This window comes from Dietzia aerolata (genome assembly GCF_014144865.1).
Lineage (GTDB): Bacteria > Actinomycetota > Actinomycetes > Mycobacteriales > Mycobacteriaceae > Dietzia > Dietzia aerolata.
The window spans coordinates 1-16,241 of sequence record NZ_JAALDM010000062.1 but is presented as its reverse complement, the minus strand read 5'-3'; the positions used below and the strand labels follow the sequence as shown (position 1 = coordinate 16,241).

Annotated in this window: 14 protein-coding genes; 5 read left to right on the top strand and 9 right to left on the bottom strand. The window is 63.4% G+C overall.

Going from position 1 to position 16,241, the window contains the following annotated elements:
• Nucleotides 1-122 precede the first annotated feature (122 nt).
• From G6016_RS04710 to G6016_RS04690, 5 genes are all read right to left on the bottom strand, one after another.
• Nucleotides 123-2,300 carry a phosphatidylglycerol lysyltransferase domain-containing protein gene (locus G6016_RS04710; RefSeq protein WP_182631541.1) on the bottom strand — a complete coding sequence of 726 codons (2,178 nt, stop codon included), beginning with the start codon at nt 2,298-2,300 and terminating at the stop codon, nt 123-125.
• A 304-nt stretch (nt 2,301-2,604) separates the two neighbouring features.
• Nucleotides 2,605-3,870, bottom strand: coding sequence for a hypothetical protein (locus tag G6016_RS04705; RefSeq protein ID WP_182631540.1), 1,266 nt, complete (start codon nt 3,868-3,870; stop codon nt 2,605-2,607).
• Between the two features lie 123 nt (nt 3,871-3,993).
• A complete protein-coding gene (locus G6016_RS04700) occupies nt 3,994-4,530 on the bottom strand; it encodes a L,D-transpeptidase (protein WP_182631539.1) in 537 nt (178 codons plus the stop codon).
• A 255-nt stretch (nt 4,531-4,785) separates the two neighbouring features.
• Nucleotides 4,786-5,610, bottom strand: a complete 825-nt coding sequence (locus G6016_RS04695; RefSeq protein WP_182631538.1) for a hypothetical protein — start codon at nt 5,608-5,610, stop codon at nt 4,786-4,788.
• A gap of 158 nt (nt 5,611-5,768) precedes the next feature.
• On the bottom strand, nt 5,769-6,677 hold the full coding sequence (locus G6016_RS04690) for a glycosyltransferase (RefSeq protein WP_182631537.1): 909 nt from the start codon (nt 6,675-6,677) through the stop codon (nt 5,769-5,771).
• A gap of 535 nt (nt 6,678-7,212) precedes the next feature.
• Between G6016_RS04690 and G6016_RS04685 the strand changes: the two genes are divergently transcribed.
• The 3 genes from G6016_RS04685 (at nt 7,213) to G6016_RS04675 (ending at nt 11,229) form a co-directional block, all read left to right on the top strand.
• Nucleotides 7,213-8,106, top strand: a complete 894-nt coding sequence (locus tag G6016_RS04685) for a LysR family transcriptional regulator (protein WP_182631536.1) — start codon at nt 7,213-7,215, stop codon at nt 8,104-8,106.
• Between the two features lie 1,112 nt (nt 8,107-9,218).
• The gene (locus tag G6016_RS04680; RefSeq protein ID WP_182631535.1) at nt 9,219-10,448 is read left to right on the top strand and encodes a cation:proton antiporter domain-containing protein; all 1,230 of its coding nucleotides are present in this window, start codon (nt 9,219-9,221) and stop codon (nt 10,446-10,448) included.
• Entirely contained in the window at nt 10,438-11,229 is a 792-nt protein-coding gene (locus tag G6016_RS04675; RefSeq protein ID WP_182631534.1) for a PrsW family glutamic-type intramembrane protease, read from the top strand. The genes G6016_RS04680 and G6016_RS04675 overlap by 11 nt, the downstream gene beginning before the upstream one ends.
• Before the next feature lie 50 nt (nt 11,230-11,279).
• Here G6016_RS04675 and G6016_RS04670 read toward each other — a convergent pair whose 3' ends face one another.
• The 3 genes from G6016_RS04670 to G6016_RS04660 all read right to left on the bottom strand — a co-directional run bounded on the left by G6016_RS04670 (nt 11,280) and on the right by G6016_RS04660 (nt 13,814).
• The gene (locus tag G6016_RS04670; RefSeq protein WP_182631533.1) at nt 11,280-12,068 is read right to left on the bottom strand and encodes a vWA domain-containing protein; all 789 of its coding nucleotides are present in this window, start codon (nt 12,066-12,068) and stop codon (nt 11,280-11,282) included.
• Nucleotides 12,069-12,175: 107 nt separating this feature from the next.
• Nucleotides 12,176-12,826: a polysaccharide deacetylase family protein gene (locus G6016_RS04665; protein ID WP_241729755.1), complete on the bottom strand. Its 651-nt coding sequence runs from the start codon at nt 12,824-12,826 to the stop codon at nt 12,176-12,178.
• Nucleotides 12,827-13,250: 424 nt separating this feature from the next.
• Nucleotides 13,251-13,814: a polysaccharide deacetylase family protein gene (locus tag G6016_RS04660; protein ID WP_182631531.1), complete on the bottom strand. Its 564-nt coding sequence runs from the start codon at nt 13,812-13,814 to the stop codon at nt 13,251-13,253.
• Nucleotides 13,815-14,477: 663 nt separating this feature from the next.
• Between G6016_RS04660 and G6016_RS04655 the strand changes: the two genes are divergently transcribed.
• Nucleotides 14,478-15,443, top strand: coding sequence for an alpha/beta hydrolase family protein (locus tag G6016_RS04655; protein ID WP_182631542.1), 966 nt, complete (start codon nt 14,478-14,480; stop codon nt 15,441-15,443).
• A 126-nt stretch (nt 15,444-15,569) separates the two neighbouring features.
• Nucleotides 15,570-15,935, top strand: coding sequence for a hypothetical protein (locus G6016_RS04650; protein ID WP_182631530.1), 366 nt, complete (start codon nt 15,570-15,572; stop codon nt 15,933-15,935).
• A 35-nt stretch (nt 15,936-15,970) separates the two neighbouring features.
• Here G6016_RS04650 and G6016_RS04645 read toward each other — a convergent pair.
• The coding region (locus G6016_RS04645) for a bifunctional adenosylcobinamide kinase/adenosylcobinamide-phosphate guanylyltransferase (RefSeq protein ID WP_182631529.1) at nt 15,971-16,241 on the bottom strand (271 nt) is incomplete at its 5' end.

Genomic DNA, 16,241 nt, shown 5'->3' with positions numbered 1-16,241 from the left:
CGCGCCCGCGCCCGACCCCGCGCCCGCACCCGCGCGAGCCCCCACGTCGAGCAGAGGGTTTCGCGCAGTTCTACTCGACCGATGCGGGCCGAACTCTCTGCTCGATGAACAGGGCCGGCGGTTCAGACGTCGATCGCGTCCGAGGATCCGCCGCCGGACCGGGCCAGCGCCGCGAGCTGGCGAGTAGTGGCGCCCGGCAGGAACGCGCGGCCGATGGCCAGGCCGATGCGCGGCAGGTCCGCCTCGTCGCGGAAGCACAGGTAGACGGGGTCGACGCGGGGATTGAACTTGGCCTTGAAATGGTGCAGTGAACGAAAACCGTAATACGGCTCGAGTGCCTGACCGAGCAGGTCGAGGCCCCTGTCGAGGACGGCCACCTCGGCGTTGTCGTCGTCCCCGTCATTGCTGTGCGCCAGGGGCGCGCCGGACAGTGACAGGAAGTCCGCACCCTCGTCCTTGTACTCCAGCGCCGAGCGCGCGATGAGGAACTCGATCATGTTGTTGGCGCCCGGCCCGTTGCGCTTGCGCATGAGGTCCAGCGTCCAGCCGCGCACGCCGCCGTCGGGCCCGCCGCGGTAGACCGGCAGCCACGAGAGCGCGGCCTGAACGGTGCCCTCGGCGTCGACGGCGAGCGCGATGCGGACGTCGTCGTCGAGCGCCTCCTCCACCGTGCCGAGCGTGAAGCCCATCTCGGGCAGCTCCTTGTCGCCCACCCACTGCTCGGAGATCTCCCGCACCTGCGCCAGCGTGTCCGCCGGCTGGTCGCGCAGCAGGCCGGACACGTAGGTGGTGCCCTGCTTCTCGGCCTTGTTCATGGCGGTGCGGATCTTCTGCCACTTCTTGCCGGCGAACGCCAGATCGGGCAGGTCCATGAGGGTGTCCTCGGCGATCTGCAGCGCCCGCCACCCGCGGCCCCGCATGATCTCGGCCGTCTCGCCGGACACCGAGAACAGGCACGGCACGGCGGCCTGCGCTTCGGCAAAGTTCACGAACTCGACCAGCAGTCGCTCGCGGTCTTCCGGTGCGGCCACCGGGTCGGCCAGCCCGATCGCCGCGCCGACGTGCATCCGGTACCCCACCACGCCCGCGGAATCGTCGCCGCCGGGGCCGAAGAAGTAGTTCATCGGCTGCCACGTGATCATCCACGACATGGTGCTGCCACCGTGGCTGCGGATGAGCGTGCGGACGCGGTTTACCACCTTGTCCGGGTGGACGGAGGAGCCGGTGACGCGGCGGCGCAGGTGGACGCCGAACGCGTTGCGCCCGACGATGAGCAGCACCGCCTCGCCGGCCCACAGCAGGCCGGTGCCGAGGGTGACCGCGCCGAGGGACTCGAAGTCGGCGGCCACCACCAGGACGGTCACCACGAGCGTGCTGACCGTGGTGAACAGCGCGTATGCCAGCGCCACGCCCCAGGCGATCCGGTATCCGCGCCGCAGCAGCTCAGCGGTCACGGCCGCCACCACCACGGAGACAAGCATGCTGACCAGGCTCACGTCGTCGGCTTCGGTGGGGCCGAGCGGCCCCTCAGACGGGATGAAGTACACCACCACGTGCACGGCCGCGATGAACCACATGCCGGCCGAGACGACCAGGCGGGTCTCGCGGCGGGTCCGGGGGCGCAGGCCGCGCTCGCCGCGGGAGAAGAAACGCTCGCCGACCAGCAGGAACACCACAAACGCGATGAGGTGAGTGAGGTCGGCGAGGCTGCCGACGAACAGGAACGAGACGATCACGTAGCCGTACAGGATGGCCCGCGCGCGCAGTCGCCACGGGGAGACGAGGGTGGCGGTGGCGGCGGCCAGGACCGCGATCACCGCGGTCGAGCAGCCCACGTCCAGCACAACCGACAGTTCGCTGGCCCACGCCCAGCCCGCCGCGTCGCCGGGCACGATCACCGCGATCGCGCCGAGCACCCCGATGAGCTGCCCGCCGATCGCGGCGATGAGCACGCGCAGTGGCCCGAGCAGCCATTCGCCCACGCCGATCCCGAGGCCGGCCAACAGGATCAGCGACACGTGCTGCAGCGGGGTGAGCCCGAACCACGGCCCGGCGCCGAGCGTCCACCACCGGCCGGCCTCCAGGGCGGGCAGCCCGTAGGCCACGCCCTCGAACCAGCTGGCCTGACCGGCGTGCCGCCACAGTGACTCGAACACCACGCCGGTGACGATGAGCGCCGCCACGAACACTGTGGTGACGGGCAGGCGCCGGGCGACGGTCGTCACGAGGCCGCCGGCCCGGGCGAGCGGGGACGGCGCGGCGGGGTCGTGGGTGCTGTCGGCGAGCTGGTCGGTGCTCACGGTGTCCTTCCGAGAGGGGCCAGGATGCGCAGCGGCGTGTTCCTGACAGTGGGCTGAGGTCAAATGAGGGCTGAGGTTGATCGGGTCGGATCGCGCCGTGGCGGCCCTGGAATATCAAAACTCCGGGTGGCTCCGGCTGACATCCGATGAAACCCAGCCTAGGACGCGGCGCCGTCGCAGTTGTCCGACTGAGTTTTCTGAACAGTCAATTCGGAAAACGTGCGCGTCTCATAGACGCCGCACGAGATCCCACGGGAGAACTCCGCCAGCCGACGCCGTCATGCCAATGACCGGGCATCGTGCTTCAAGATGAGCGGGGAACCGAGTCTGGAATCTGGGCGGCGTGGACAAGGGCTGGTATGGCCTTACCAGGTTGGATCAGCACTGGCGTCACCGACTCCCAGAACCGGTTCAGTGAACTCAGCCCGTCGGTTTCGGCCTGTGCTGGTGTGCATCCGGCGGGTGAGGAGTCGAGGCGGGACCCCGGATGGGCGGGGAGTGTGCCATGAATGTAGGCGTCTTTGCGTTCGGAGATGACGTAGCCCAATGCGAACGCCACAGTGTGCGGTACGTCGGCGGCTAGTAGCACCTGCGCCCCGGGGTATTCATCCAGCACGTGCTCCACCGCGCCCGACAGTTCCTCGAGGATTCGGGCGAATGCCGTGGGGTCGATACGGCGGCTGTCCCCGCCGGGGAGCCGGCGCAGGGTGGGCAGCTGCCAGGCGCGGAGCCGGGGTTCACCGTTGACGGTCTCGGTGGGACCGGCCACCACCACCACGTCACACGCACGTCGCAGCGGGTACGCGGCGTCTACCTCGGTGACCGGCCCCTGTGGGCCCAGCTGGAGGGAGAGCCACACGCGGCGGACCGCCGTGGGATCGGAAGTCGGATCGCCCAGTGTGGTGAGGGTGATCTCGGGGTCAGGGTGGGCGTGGTGGGGCACCCAGTCTCGGTCCGACCACCGGGTGTATCCGTCGTCGAAGAACACGGTCCGTATGCCTGTGTCACCCCCGAACCGCCGCCCGGACCGTGCCTGTTCCGGCAGCTCACACAGATGGGTGCGCTGGCGCAGGAGCGCGTCATATCCCACGGCTAGCGCGGCGGGAAAAACCAGATTGGGGGCGAACAGGTAACCGGTGCCCTCGTCATCATCGTTCATGGCACGTTCCAATTCGTCGGTCACCAGGTTCACGTCAGTGCGAATGTCCAGGAAGTCACCGTCGATACCGAACCAGCCGGTGGCGGTGCGGAAGTCAAGGCTGCGTGCGCGGGCCAGGTCGATGGCCCCGCGCATCCGGTCGGGACTGGTGGCGGGAAGCAGGCGCAAGTAGTACAGGGTGCCGTTCCGGTTGATCAGCCAGTGACGCGCCCACATGGCGCCCACGAGTAGGGCCGCCGAGCCGAGGAACCAGGCGAGCCGGGCTTGCGAGGTGCAGTGGTGCGCCCATAGGTCGGGCCGGGCGGTGACCGTGCACGAGTCGTCGACGCTGAACACGTCGTCGGCCACCAGGCCGCCGAATGCGGTGGTCACGGCTATCGCGACCGCGATGAGCGTTTCTACGACGAGCATATAACCAACCTTCTGAGGGTCAACAGCGACTGCAGTTCGCGCACACAGGCGGCCGAGTCGCAAGTGAGGAGCGGAGCAGCTGAGGAACAGAACGGTGCGCGTGAGCTGAATTGGTTTCAGCCGTCAGAACGCGACGACTTCGTCTCCGACTCGCAACTGGTCGAAGAACTGGGCGGCCGCGTGGTGTCCCAGATGGATGCATCCATGCGAAGGCTCATCGAGTCGACCTTCGTGGAAGGCCATGCCACTGGTTGTGAAGTAGGTGGAGTAGGGCATCGGCGAATCGAAGATTCGGCTGTGGTCGTGGCGGACGTGACGCAGGACCCGATGCGAACCGAGTGTGGTTTCGAACCCAGGTTTCCCCGTGGTGATCGGCACCGGCCCGTAGGTGATGCGTCCGCCGTCTTGCAGCCACGCACGCTTACCGCCGACGTCAATGCAGGCTCTGGCAGCTGGCGGGCATTCAGGTCGAGGCGGCATCGAGGGGTCGAAGGGGCCGCCGGGCCCGAACCCGGAGAGTATCTCGTATGTCTTGTGCCGCACGTCAGCTACGGCAAGTGGGCCGCCGGCGAGCACATCGCGCGCTACCAAGTCTGTATCAGTCAAGTCGGCGGGCTGGCCCTGCTCGACAAGGGCCAGCTGAGCGATCGATCGAATCATCGCCGCATCAACGACGGTAAAGGCGGGCCGTTCTGGCAGCACAGGCAAGGCTGCAACGGGCGCTGAAATGACGCGAGGTTCTGAGATGCTGACGGTGCTGCTTCCACTGCCGACCACAGAACACGCCAAGGCGCCTCCCGCGAGTGCTGCGGCAAGCAGGAGAGCAAGACGCGATCGTCCTCCGGAGGAGACTGTGGAGTTTCGTCCCAGTGGTAAGCCCATCGCGAACACGCGTCCTTTCGAATTGCATGAGTGTCAGATCGTGAGAGGGCGCCGGAGGATGATCTCCCCGCGGCACACTCCCCATCGGCGTCCGTCTACAACCGAGTACCAGGCGTCTGCGATGACGGACTCGTGGCCGGCCTTGTCGATCGATGGCCGCGCGACTAGCGCTGATCGATATAAACCGCTCCCGACGGCGGAATGGCGAGAGAGCAGCGGTTCCTGGGCGACGTCGAATGACAACCCGTCTTTCGAAGTGGCGAAAAAAAGGTCGCCGCCCTTGTTTGAAATGCTGTCGGCGATGACCATCCAGTATTCAGAGCCGACGTGGCACACGTCGATATGCCACGGCAGTCGACCGTCAGGCAGAGTGATATCACAGCTGGTGGGGGGACCCCAAGGGCCACTGGGATCGCCAGCCTCACGTCGCTGCACAATCTTATAGTTTCCTTGGCGGATAAACTTGACGGTGTACATGAACCACCGGGTGCTCGAGCGGCATATGGTGGGCGATAAAATGCGTTCGCGGTGTTGCGGTAAGCGGAGCGCATAATCGAACGTGGACCATTGCGTTCCGTCGCTGCTAATAGCATGCAGGATGGTGTCATAACCGTCATTGGTGCGTCGATACCAGAGGTGGAGAGCGGTGCCGTCGAATGCCAAATGGGCATCCGAGTTATGTGCCTTGCCTGGGGGCGTGGGGGCTACCGGGTTGGTTGCTCCGGGGGGAATTTCCCAGTTGGTGCCGTCATGGGAGGCGTAAATGCAGGGATTTTCTATAGAGTCGTCAACTCCGTCATAAGGCGTTCCGGCCATCCAATACGGATAGCCCGAGAACTCTTGGGGTATGAACACCACGCTTGGGTGAGTCATCAATCCGGTACCGCACGGTGTGTGGAACCTGAGAAGCTGGTCGTCATGTCTGCCGACACAGCTTCCCGGTGTCGCAACCAGTGTGCTCTTCGCTCCCGTGTCCCGTCTTTTGACCTCTGACTTTCCTTTGAGGGGGTTGGGCATCATGAGCTCTTGATGAGAGTGGGGCACGGAGAAAATCCCGGCCAGTCCGACTCGATCCACTGCTTCACTTCCGAGATTGGGGAGTTGAGGGCATCGGGTCGGTGGAACAGCTTGGCGTAAGCGAATTTGAGGAGTGGGCGAGGTAGTTTCCGGAAGAGTTGACGTGCTGCGTAGTTCATCACCGATCGGGGCGGCGAAATTAGCCCGAGATCGACGAGATTGCGCTGCATTTGCCGCTCGGAGGCGGAGAATCTCTTGTCGGTGCGCCTGTCATACATGGTCTCTTGCGCATGGACGAGGACCAACGCCTCGTCTATGCTGTGGAGCAGGTAGCCATTCGCGATCAGGCGTGCGAACAGGTCGTAATCTTCCATGAAATGGATATCTCGTACATTTCCGATGGCCAGTACGGCGTCGCGATCAAAAATCGTGCTCTGATTGTTGAGTGGGCTATTCATCCGGGCATAACTAGCTAATGCGGCGTGCGTACTGGGAAGTCGTCTTACTCGGACAATGTTGGTCGGTTCTCCAACGAATTCCAGCATTGCACCGCCGACGGCCGCGTAACGCTCTTCGGAAACCACAGGCCATTGTTTCTCGAATCGATCCGGCATCATGATGTCGTCAGCATCATGCCGCGCTACCCAACGATTCTGAGCCTGCTCGAACGCGGTGCGCATCGCCGCAGAAACCCCCTGGTTGGTTTCGAGTTCGATGACGCTGAGTCGTGCATCGGAGCGCTTCTGATTCTTCAAGAAGGTTGAGATTTCGCTCTGCACGGGGCCGTCTAAGACCACCAGTATTTCTTCTGGCGGGAGGGTCTGAAATGAGATGCTTCGATAGGCTCGAGTGAATTCTTCTGGCGTGACGCCGATGTATACGGGCAGAACGCAGGTTAACGGGATCATTTACTTTCATTTCGTTGTGGCGTAATCGAGCACTGCGACGATCTGCACGCTTGGCGGCTGTGCAGGAGTGGCAATCGGAGTTGCCTCGTTGTGCATTGAAGCCACTGGTGTGAAGCACTGTGCGTTGGCGATTCCTCGCGTAGCGCAGCCAGCGCTGGTCGGTCTTCCGTGTCTTCTGTTTGCGGGGCAAGCTGTTGCCGTGTCTTTCTGGGCCAGCTATCGCTCGGGACATACGTCGTGGGACGGTACCGCCGGCGGTGCGAGGTTGCAGTCGGCTGAACGATGAGTTGCCCTTGCCGGGCCGTGAAGTTCTGACGCACACCCCTGGACGATTGGGGGGCCGGGATCGTTTCTGCTGGTAGGGACCGTAGGGCGGCAGGGTCACAATGAGACCTTGTCGGATCTACGGATCCTCTTGTGGTCGTTGAACGGGGGCGGTTTCTGGCCGGATTCCGACTGCCAACTCCTAGCATGGGCAGCGGTTCTGTAGGGGGACTGGGAGGTGGGGCCTTTACAAATGTAGAAAGGACAGTCGTTGCTTGACCTTCGCAAGCTCGAGTATCTAGTCGCTGTAGCCGAAGAAGGATCTCTCACTGCTGCTGCACAGCGTCTCCATCTATCGCAGCAGGCCTTGTCTGGCTCCATGCGCGCCCTGGAGCGGGAGGTCGGGGTGGAGCTCTTCTCCAGGCGTGGCGGCGGCATCAAGATGCTTCCTGCCGGGCAGGCTTTGATTGAAGACGCAACTGTATTGCATGGCCTCGCAAATGCGGCGTTGCTGCGTGCTCGTAGAGCGGCGACTAATGCGCTGGCCACGCTTCAGATCGGCCATACACCGGCGATCACTGTGCTCGAGGTGATGCAGCTGATCCACCGCGTCCGGAAAGTAATTCCTGATCTGTCTACGAATGTCAACCAACGGTATCCGGGTGAGCTCGAGAAAGGGGTGCTCAATGGAGAGATCGATGTGGGTCTGTGTCGAGGTATGAAGCCCAGACTCGGCGTGACCCGATCGACGTTGAGTTCGCACCGCCTTCGCGTCGCAGTCTCATCCGAGCATCATCTGGCGAGTCGCGACTCGATCCAGCTAAGTGAACTGGCGGCAGAGTCAATCACGGTGTGGGGCCATCCCGGTAAGTCTGGTTACACAGACCATCTGATCCAGGTGTGCAGGGAAGCTGGCTTCACTCCAGCTGTGCGTCGTAACCCGATTCAAGGCACGCCACCAGTTACAGCGGTGATCGGGACATCAGATGTCGCCTTCGTGACGGAACCGCCCGGGAGTGCGGCGGGTGGACTGGTGCGCGTTCTCGAGTTGACGCCACCTATCTACGTCCCTTTGTTCGCGATAAGTGCTCAACACATCAAGTCCGCGACCCGTGACGAGTTTTTAAGGGCCGCCGGTGAGGACGCGGTCCTCCACGGACTCTGACTGAAGAAAACTGCCAGCAGTGAACGGCTGGCGACCAATGCCGCCCCGACGGGCCAACTGATATGAGGACCACATGAACACGAACTCTAGAGTGCTGATCTCAATCGGAGCTCTGCTTCTGCTCCTCGCCGCGGGCTGCGGATCGAAGCAAGAGGGACCGCGGGAATCGCACTCCGCTTCGTCGACGCACGCTGTTTCATCCCATATCGCAGAACCGCCCCCGCCGATGCCGATCGGTGACGTGGATTGTGGCGTTGTGCACGACCACCAAGGCGTAGTCGCGCACGTGATCGCGTTCGCAAACGGCTCTGGGCGTGCGGGCTGTACTGATGCGATCACGGTCGCTCACGACTACATCGGCGGGGCAACGGGGCAGAGTGCTACGACTGTAGATGGCTGGCACTGTCAGCCCCAGCCCGATGCCACCGTGCCGCATGTGTGCTCCGCATCGGGACTGGTCATCGGCTTGCGCGGACAGGCGGCTCCGGCTTCGCCCCCGCCGCCAGCCCCCGTCCCGGTCCACACGCTGCACCCTGATGTGCAACCGAAGGTCGCGGAGCCCGAGCACTCCCAGCCCGCGCCCCCTCCCCCTGCCGCTCACGTCGCGGGTGAGGACACGACTAATTGTGGCCCCGTTAAGGATGCAGGTGGGAATCTGCGAGTGGTTGAGGCAATGGGCACGCCAGTAGGCCGTGTGGGCTGCACGGAAGCCATCGACGTCGCCGCCGAATATGCAGCCACTATCGGCACCTCGGACATCATGACTGTGAGTGGCTGGCTGTGCCGGCCGCACTCGGAGGGGAAGATGTCGCAAATCTGTGAAAAGGACGGGCTGAAGATCGGTCTTCGGAACGCCTAGCGTCGCGTTTCTGGAGTTGGTTCAGGGTTCGGGTTCGTGAGGACGCCTGCGACACCCGGTGCCTGCCGCTGGAGTTCACGGCATCGCGGGCTCCGATCACAGTCTCTCTTGGAGACGGATTCTGAATGAGTAGCTTGGACAAAACAATCGACAGGCCGACTCGCCGCGATCGTCAAGCGGGGGCGCCCGCTCGCCATAGTTCCCCTACCGGTGACGGGGCCGGACTTCATCCGGCACGCTTCTGGGTCCCGGAATGAATCTGACGGCTCTCTTACTCGTTGCGGCAGCGGTCACCGCCGTATGGTCGCTCTTCGCCACTCGTCTGACCCACTGGCGCGTTGCTCCTGCGCTGGTTCTGGCAATAGCCGGCGCGGCCACTGCGCAAGTGTCCAGAGTGGAACTGTCGACTGCACTTGCTTTGCCCACCACCGAACGCATAGTCGAGATGGTTCTCGCCCTCCTGTTATTCGTCGACGCGACTGAGGTCAAAGGCGGGATGCTCGGGCACGACCGACGCGGGGCGCTCAAACTACTCCTGATTGGGCTGCCGTTGTCCATTGTCGCGGCAACGGCATTCGGCGCCTTCCTGTTCCCAGGGGTTGGGCTGGCGGTTCTCGTAGTCCTCGCGTGCGCCGTTATGCCGACGGACCTGTCAGCTAATGGGTCACTGTTTCGAAACCGGGTTGTGCCGCGACGGGTCAGCCGACTATTGAACGTCGAGAGTGGCTACAACGACGGCATAATGGCGCCGATCTTCGTCTGCGCACTCGTACTCATCGAGCACACATCGGGCGAGCGGGAGTTCTGGGACGCGGTGGGCGAGGGAGTTTATTCCACTGCGATCGCCATCGGCATCGGTGGGGCGATCGGGTTCGGGGCAGCATTCGCCGCAAATCGAGCTCTGGCGCTCTCGCTGACATCCACACGGGCGTTGGGGATCACCGTCATCATGGTCGCGTTGTTGGCCTACGGGGGCGCAGTCCTTCTTGAAGGTAACGGGTTCGTCGCGGCATTCGTCTGCGGCATCACCTACCGCGCGGCCCGAACTGTCCAGGAGCTCGGCGGCTCCGAGCTTGAGTTCGTGGAGGACGTGACGCTCTTGTGCAACGTCGTGATGTGGTTCGGCTTCGGACTGTTGATCGACTACCTGTTGGACCTCGGCTGGGCGGGGTGGCCGGTGGTCATCTTCGCGCTCGGCGCAATCAGCGTCCTGCGCGCGGGCCCAGTCATGCTGGCACTCAGCGGTCACTTCTACACGCGGCGCGAGAAGACACTGATCGCATTTCTGGGCCCGCGAGGCACGGCTTCCATCGTGTTCGGCCTGCTCGCCTGGATAAAGATTCCTGACTACCTGCTTGACGAGGCCTCGCTCGCGCTGCTCGCTGTGACCTGGACCGTGGTGCTGAGCCTGCTGGTCTACTCGATTGCGGCGATTACTCTCGGTCGGCAACACAACAGGACAGGGGCTGACGTTGAGCACTGATATCGGTACTCCGGAAGGTCCATACTCGGTATGGAGACGTGTCGCCGCATCAGGGGCTGGCGGCAAAGTGCTCGCCGTGCTCTTTTTCCTGGGTGCAGCGATTTCGTTGGTCGGACTTGCCGACATGGCGGATGTCGGAATGGCGGGGAGTGCGATCGCCCTTGTCGCCGCTGCAGTTCAGGCAGGTCTTTTGTGCGTTGTGGCCCGTTTATCGCTGCCTGCGGGAGCGGTGACGCGAGACGAGATCATCTGGATGGTGCTCTGGGGTGCGTTCGGGGCAACAGGTCTCGCCGGAGTCCTCAATGGTCTCGGGCCGGGTGCTGTGATAGCGCCGTTCGCTGAAGAGCTGATCAAGCTGGCCGCCGTTATAGCCGTCCTTGTGATCGGTGTCCGAACCCCGCTCCGAGGGCTCGCGCTCGGGTTTACAGCAGGCGCGGGGTTCGAGGTGTTCGAGAACCTGCAGTACGCGATCTCGCCGGACGACGGCGGTCTCGGGGTTGCCCAAGAACTCACGACCATCGCCTCGCGAATGCTCGTGGGCTTCGGGTTCCACGCCTTCACCGTGGCGGTAACCGGCGCAGTGGCCGGCTACGTTCTCTGCCGGTTCAATACATTACTGCGCTACGAATTCGCAGTCGCCGTACTCGGCGCGGTTGTTATCCATGCTGTGTGGGACCTGGCCCCATCACTTGAGAGCATCGGTTACGTCCTGATGGTGATCGACTACGTACTACTCGTTGCACTCTTCGTTGTGACTGTTCGGCGAGTCCGACGCGCCTGATGGGTTGACCCGAGCGATTGGAGCCCCCTGTGAATCACCGGGCCAGGCGCTTACTGGGAACCGTCTGAGGACAGCGCGGCCAAGACGTCATTGATGATGTCGGGCAGTGTGCGCGTCAAGTTGGTGCTGGAGACACCGACAGCGGTGATGCCAGCAGGCAGATCAGCGGGCCTGTCCTCGTCGACGCTCACCCACAGGACCCAGGCCCCGGACTCGACAAGGCCGATCACACTGAGCTCGACGCGCTCGAGATAGGCCGGTGCGGTGTCGGAGATGACAACCAGCAGTCGCGAATCGCCCGGATGTAGGTCCAGCTTGAGACGGTGGCGCAATAACTCCAACGCGTCAGGCAGGTCTGCAGAACGGTTGGCAGCACCGAGAACTTCGGTAGCGGGCACTCGCATGTCGCTGGTCGACCTCGTGTCGACAAGATCGGAGTCGGTGCCGAAGGTGACGATCGCGATTGTGGACTGTGCGTGCCGGGCGGTGTCGGCAGCCGCGGCGATTGCCCAGGCCGCGGCATTCGCGTGATCGTGCGACTCACTCGTGGATAGAGAGCGGGCGATGGCGATTCCTAGTCGTAATGCTGGTGCTCGCACGCCTACGTGTCGCTCGGTCTGGTGAGGTGTGGAGGCGCGCGGCAGGCCCAGCTGGCATTGCGCGTCGGTCTGCTTCGCCTGCCCGACATCCGGTCGCGCGGGCGGAGCCGCGTGCGGCACTACGGTCACGTCTCCTCGCCTGTCGCTTGTTTGGCCCGGACGACCCGCGGTGGCGGTCTCGAGTTCGTCGCCGGTGGCTGGCAATAGTGGGTGGTCGGGCGGCTCTGTAGGTCCGGTCATCTCATTTGCTCCTCGATCCCGGGGTGAGAGGCGTGGGGCATAGATCGCGCTCTCCAGTCGTTTTGCCAGGACCGACCAGGTCTTGGCGCGGCGTGGTTGCAAGCGGGCTAGTGCAGGTGGACGAAGTCGACATTCTCGGCGTGAAGTTGTTCTACTGCGCGTCGGGTGCCTGCCGCGGTGCCGTTGCCTGGCTGGTTCATGTGGGCGAGCACGATCGCCCCGTCCTCGGCAGCCAGGATGTTGGCAGCAACTGTCGACGCTTCGGCAGTCGCCCCAGCGTCAGCGTTTACAGCGAACCCCGCGATCCTCACCGCCAGACGGTGCGCGAGTTCCACAGCTATGTCGTCGTAATGCGCCGTGCCTGATCGAAACCAGCTGCTCTCCACGCCGAAGGCGTTGAGGAGAAATTCCTTGTTGGACTCGATCTCGAGAGCCGCGTCCGCGGCGTCGCGGGTGCCGGTTATCCCGTACGCGGATCTGCCCGTTACCGAGAGCGGGAGGTGGAGGGTGCCGTGGTTCTCGATCTGAAACAGTGGATCGTCGACGAGGCGTGCTGTTTCGACCGGGTGGGTGTGTATCCATCGTTCGTTGAGAAAGAGTGTGGCTGGCACCGCATATTCATGCAGCGTTGCGATGAGCTCGGTGTCGTAACCGCTGCCGGCGCTGCCGCCACATGCGTCGAAAGTAAGCGCAATCGTCCGGCGTTTATGCGTCGTGTCAACGTGCGTTGTCACTCCGGGCAGGTGGGTGCCCCACATTTGCGGTATGCGATCGACTGAGGGCACAGGCTCGGATACCCCACTGCGCGGGGGAAGTTCCGGCAGCGGCGAAGAGGGACTTTCCTGTGACCTCGGGAGCTGCTCGGGCGTCTGAGATCGCCCACATGCGGTGAGAGCGGTTGAGGCACCGGCTGCAGCGAAAGCAAGAAAAGCCCTGCGGTCCAGGGGCGTTGCAGGGAGCATGGTGGCGATCCCTTTCTTAGCAGCTGGGCTTGTAGCAAGACTCGCCAGATGGTGGACAGTGTCCGACCCGCGGGAGAGCTCTGTTGGTGGTCGGGGCCGTGAGGGACGAGTGTGGGGTCGGCTGATCCGTGATCCGATTGCCTACGAGGTCGTTGATCGGCTCAGGAATGGGCGACGCGATCAAGCCGGGCGCATGGCGGTTGGGGTCTGCTGGTAAGCGTTATTCGTGCGGCAGCGTCCCGCTTGTACTGAGTTCGCGCAGGGTAACCGGTGCCAAGCCTCGGGCCTCTAAGCCGTCCAGGATCTCTGGAACTGCGTCGATCGTTGACGGGTGGATGTCGTGTAGCAGCACGATTGATCCGGGTTGTACTGCGGACAGGGTGTTCTGGACGACGGCGGCGCGATTGCGGTGGAACCAGTCGCGGGGGTCAACATCCCAGGTCGTTAAAGTGAGCCCGTCTGTTGGGGTCACACCCGGAGACCAATTTCCGCCCGGCGGGCGGAGGTGTTCCGGATGTCGGCCGGTTGCTCTGACGATCTCTTCATTGGTCCGTCTGATCTGATCGACTACAGCGTCGGGGGCCAGATGCGTCAGTTTCGGGTGATCCCACGTGTGGTTTTCCACCTCCATGCCGAGATGCACCATTCGGCTTAGCAGATCCTCGTTTCCCGCGATCCTGTGACCGAGCACGAAGAATGTCGCTGGCGTGCGACGCGCTTCCAGTAGGTCGAGTAGGCGTGAGGTGGTCACCCTGTCCGGTCCGTCGTCGAAGGTCAGTGCCACGCAAGGGACAACTCTGCAGTCGGGGCGTGCGACGGCTTCTGGTGGCGGCGTGGGCAGGGGGCTAGTCGACGCTGTATCTGGCGGGTTGGCGTGCGTCGACGCGGTTGTCGGCTTCGGGAATAAGATCCAGCCACTCGCGGCGGCGCCGGATGCCACGACAACGCCGATCAGTGCAGTAACCAGCAGCCGGCTCGGATGAGCACGATAGCGATGTTTCGCCCTCACTATCGACACGGCCGTGGCACGTAGAGAGCGCTTACCGATGAGTCGCTGAAGCGTTGCATCATTCTATTTAAATGCTCACTTGCGGAACGTGGAAACACAAAAAAGAAAACTAGCAGACAGTGAGATTAATCGCCTATGGGAAAGCTGCACCGGAGGAGCCTGAGGCAAGGCTTTAATTTTCTATTTATGCAGGTCAGGTCTGGTTATGATGGTCCTCGGGTCCGGCTTGAAGGAATAAGTTGTGGGAGCACAGTTAAATCCAGTGGATATATCGTCCGTGTCGTGTTGTGCCATGGTATTGGGCTGAACAAAGCTCCACATGTGACCGAGTGGAAACTTTCGTAAACGGCAAATGCTCGCAATCCGTGTAGTTGTCTAATGGATTGATCCGCTACGGTGATTCGCGTGGAATCGAATACCAAACATCGAATTGCTGGAATGGTGGCGCTGTCGGCAGCAGTTGCATTCCTGGCCGCCAGTTGCGCCTCCGCTGATGGGCCGGCCGAGCCGTCTTCTTCGGCCGGCCAGTCCGCCGTTGCGGCGGGGGTGGCCAACGAGGCGTTGGTCGAGCGCGCTGAACCGTTGGTCAAGCGCGTGTCCTACCCCACCAGAGGGCAGGCCGACCCCGCACAGAACTGGGGTGATCTCTACCTGCCGGCTGGACAGCACGCCGCGGGGTCGGTGCCGCTGGTGGTGCTGATCCACGGGGGCTCGTGGGAGTCTCAGCTCGGCGCCGAGGTGATGAGCTCGTACGCCCGTGATCTCGTCGACCGAGGAATGGCGGTCTACAACATCGAGTACCGACGCGTCGGGTCTGGTGGTGGCTGGCCGACGACATTCCATGATGTCGCCGATGCTCTGGACCATGTGGTCGAGCTCAATGAACAGCACCCTGAGTTTGCGATCGACGACGAGCTCGTGGTGGGACACAGTGCGGGAGCCCAGCTGGCTATGTGGGCAGGTACCCGCCACGCGCTGGGCGACGACGAGGTCGGGAACAGGCCCCGGTTCCGGCCCACGCGCGTGGTGTCATTGGCCGGGCCCCTGGACATGAGATATGCCGCTACGCACGGTGATAGTCGCATAGTCACTGTTCTGGGCGGAGGACCGGAGCAGGTCCCTGACCGGTACAGGTCCGTAGATCCGATCCAGAACATCGACCCGAACGTACCGGTAGTGGCAGTTCACGGCACTGCGGACACGATGGTCGCGCCGGCGAACTCAGAACGCTACATCGCCGCGGTCAAGCAGTCCGGAGGGATCGGCGGGCTGATGCTGGCCGAAGGCGAGGACCACGTGTCAGTGGTGAGTGACGATTCGCCCTGGTACGCCCGAATACTCGACGTCATCGCAGAGACGTCGGACAAAACCGTCGACGACCTCCGCGACACGCACTCCAACTAGATGGGCCAGGGCCGGGGCATTCAGCTCGGCCCGGCATGTCACCACACTTCTGGACAGAAACTAGGAAGGCCTCGAAGCATGTCTCAAACACCTGCCCGTTCGTCAGACACCGCCACGTTCGTATCGATGATTGTCTGGATCGTATCGGCCCTGCTGGCCATAGTCGGAGGACTCCTCCTCGCTGTGGGTGGCGGTCTCGCAGAGTTCTCGGGGGTCTACACCCTCGATGATGAGCCCACCGCCGTTCTCGCAATCACGGGGATCGTCGTCGTCATTCTGAACGCTGTCGTGATCGCGCTTGCCCTCAGAATGCGCCGTGGTGGCCGGGCGGCGCGGGTCATCCTCACGGTGGTCGGCATCGCCTCGCTGGTGAGCCTGTGGGTCGGTGCCAGTCAGGGGACGGTTCCGCTGCTTCACACTCTTGTCACTGGTGCCGCGGTTCTTCTCATGTGGTTTCCCGACAAGGAGCAGCAGTTGCCGACTACGGAGTGACCGACGCTGATTTCGAAGGTGGTCGCCCGGGGACGTCACAACACGAGCACGCGCCCGCACACGACCAGGTGCACCTCGTCGCACTCCTCGGCGACGGTCTGGTTGAGCGCGCCGAGCAGGTCACGGAACACACTGCCGGAGCGGTGCGCGGGCACCACGCCCGAGCCGACCTCGTTGGTCACCAGCACCGTGTCAATGTGGTCGCCCCGGTCGCCCCGGTCGCTCCGGCTGCCGTGCGCGTCGCGTTCGGCCAGCGCCGCGCACAGTCGCGCGACCTCCACCTCGACGGCGGCGCGCGCCTCGTCG

Bases quoted from the DNA above. Each gene is read 5' to 3' on its own strand.
- G6016_RS04680 (WP_182631535.1), top strand. From the start codon at position 9,219: ATGAATCTGACGGCTCTCTTACTCGTTGCGGCAGCGGTCACCGCCGTA.
- G6016_RS04705 (WP_182631540.1), bottom strand. From the start codon at position 3,870: ATGCTCGTCGTAGAAACGCTCATCGCGGTCGCGATAGCCGTGACCACC.
- G6016_RS04700 (WP_182631539.1), bottom strand. From the start codon at position 4,530: ATGATTCGATCGATCGCTCAGCTGGCCCTTGTCGAGCAGGGCCAGCCC.
- G6016_RS04650 (WP_182631530.1), top strand. From the start codon at position 15,570: ATGATTGTCTGGATCGTATCGGCCCTGCTGGCCATAGTCGGAGGACTC.
- G6016_RS04655 (WP_182631542.1), top strand. From the start codon at position 14,478: ATGGTGGCGCTGTCGGCAGCAGTTGCATTCCTGGCCGCCAGTTGCGCC.
- G6016_RS04670 (WP_182631533.1), bottom strand. From the start codon at position 12,068: ATGACCGGACCTACAGAGCCGCCCGACCACCCACTATTGCCAGCCACC.
- G6016_RS04690 (WP_182631537.1), bottom strand. From the start codon at position 6,677: ATGATCCCGTTAACCTGCGTTCTGCCCGTATACATCGGCGTCACGCCA.
- G6016_RS04665 (WP_241729755.1), bottom strand. From the start codon at position 12,826: ATGTGGGGCACCCACCTGCCCGGAGTGACAACGCACGTTGACACGACG.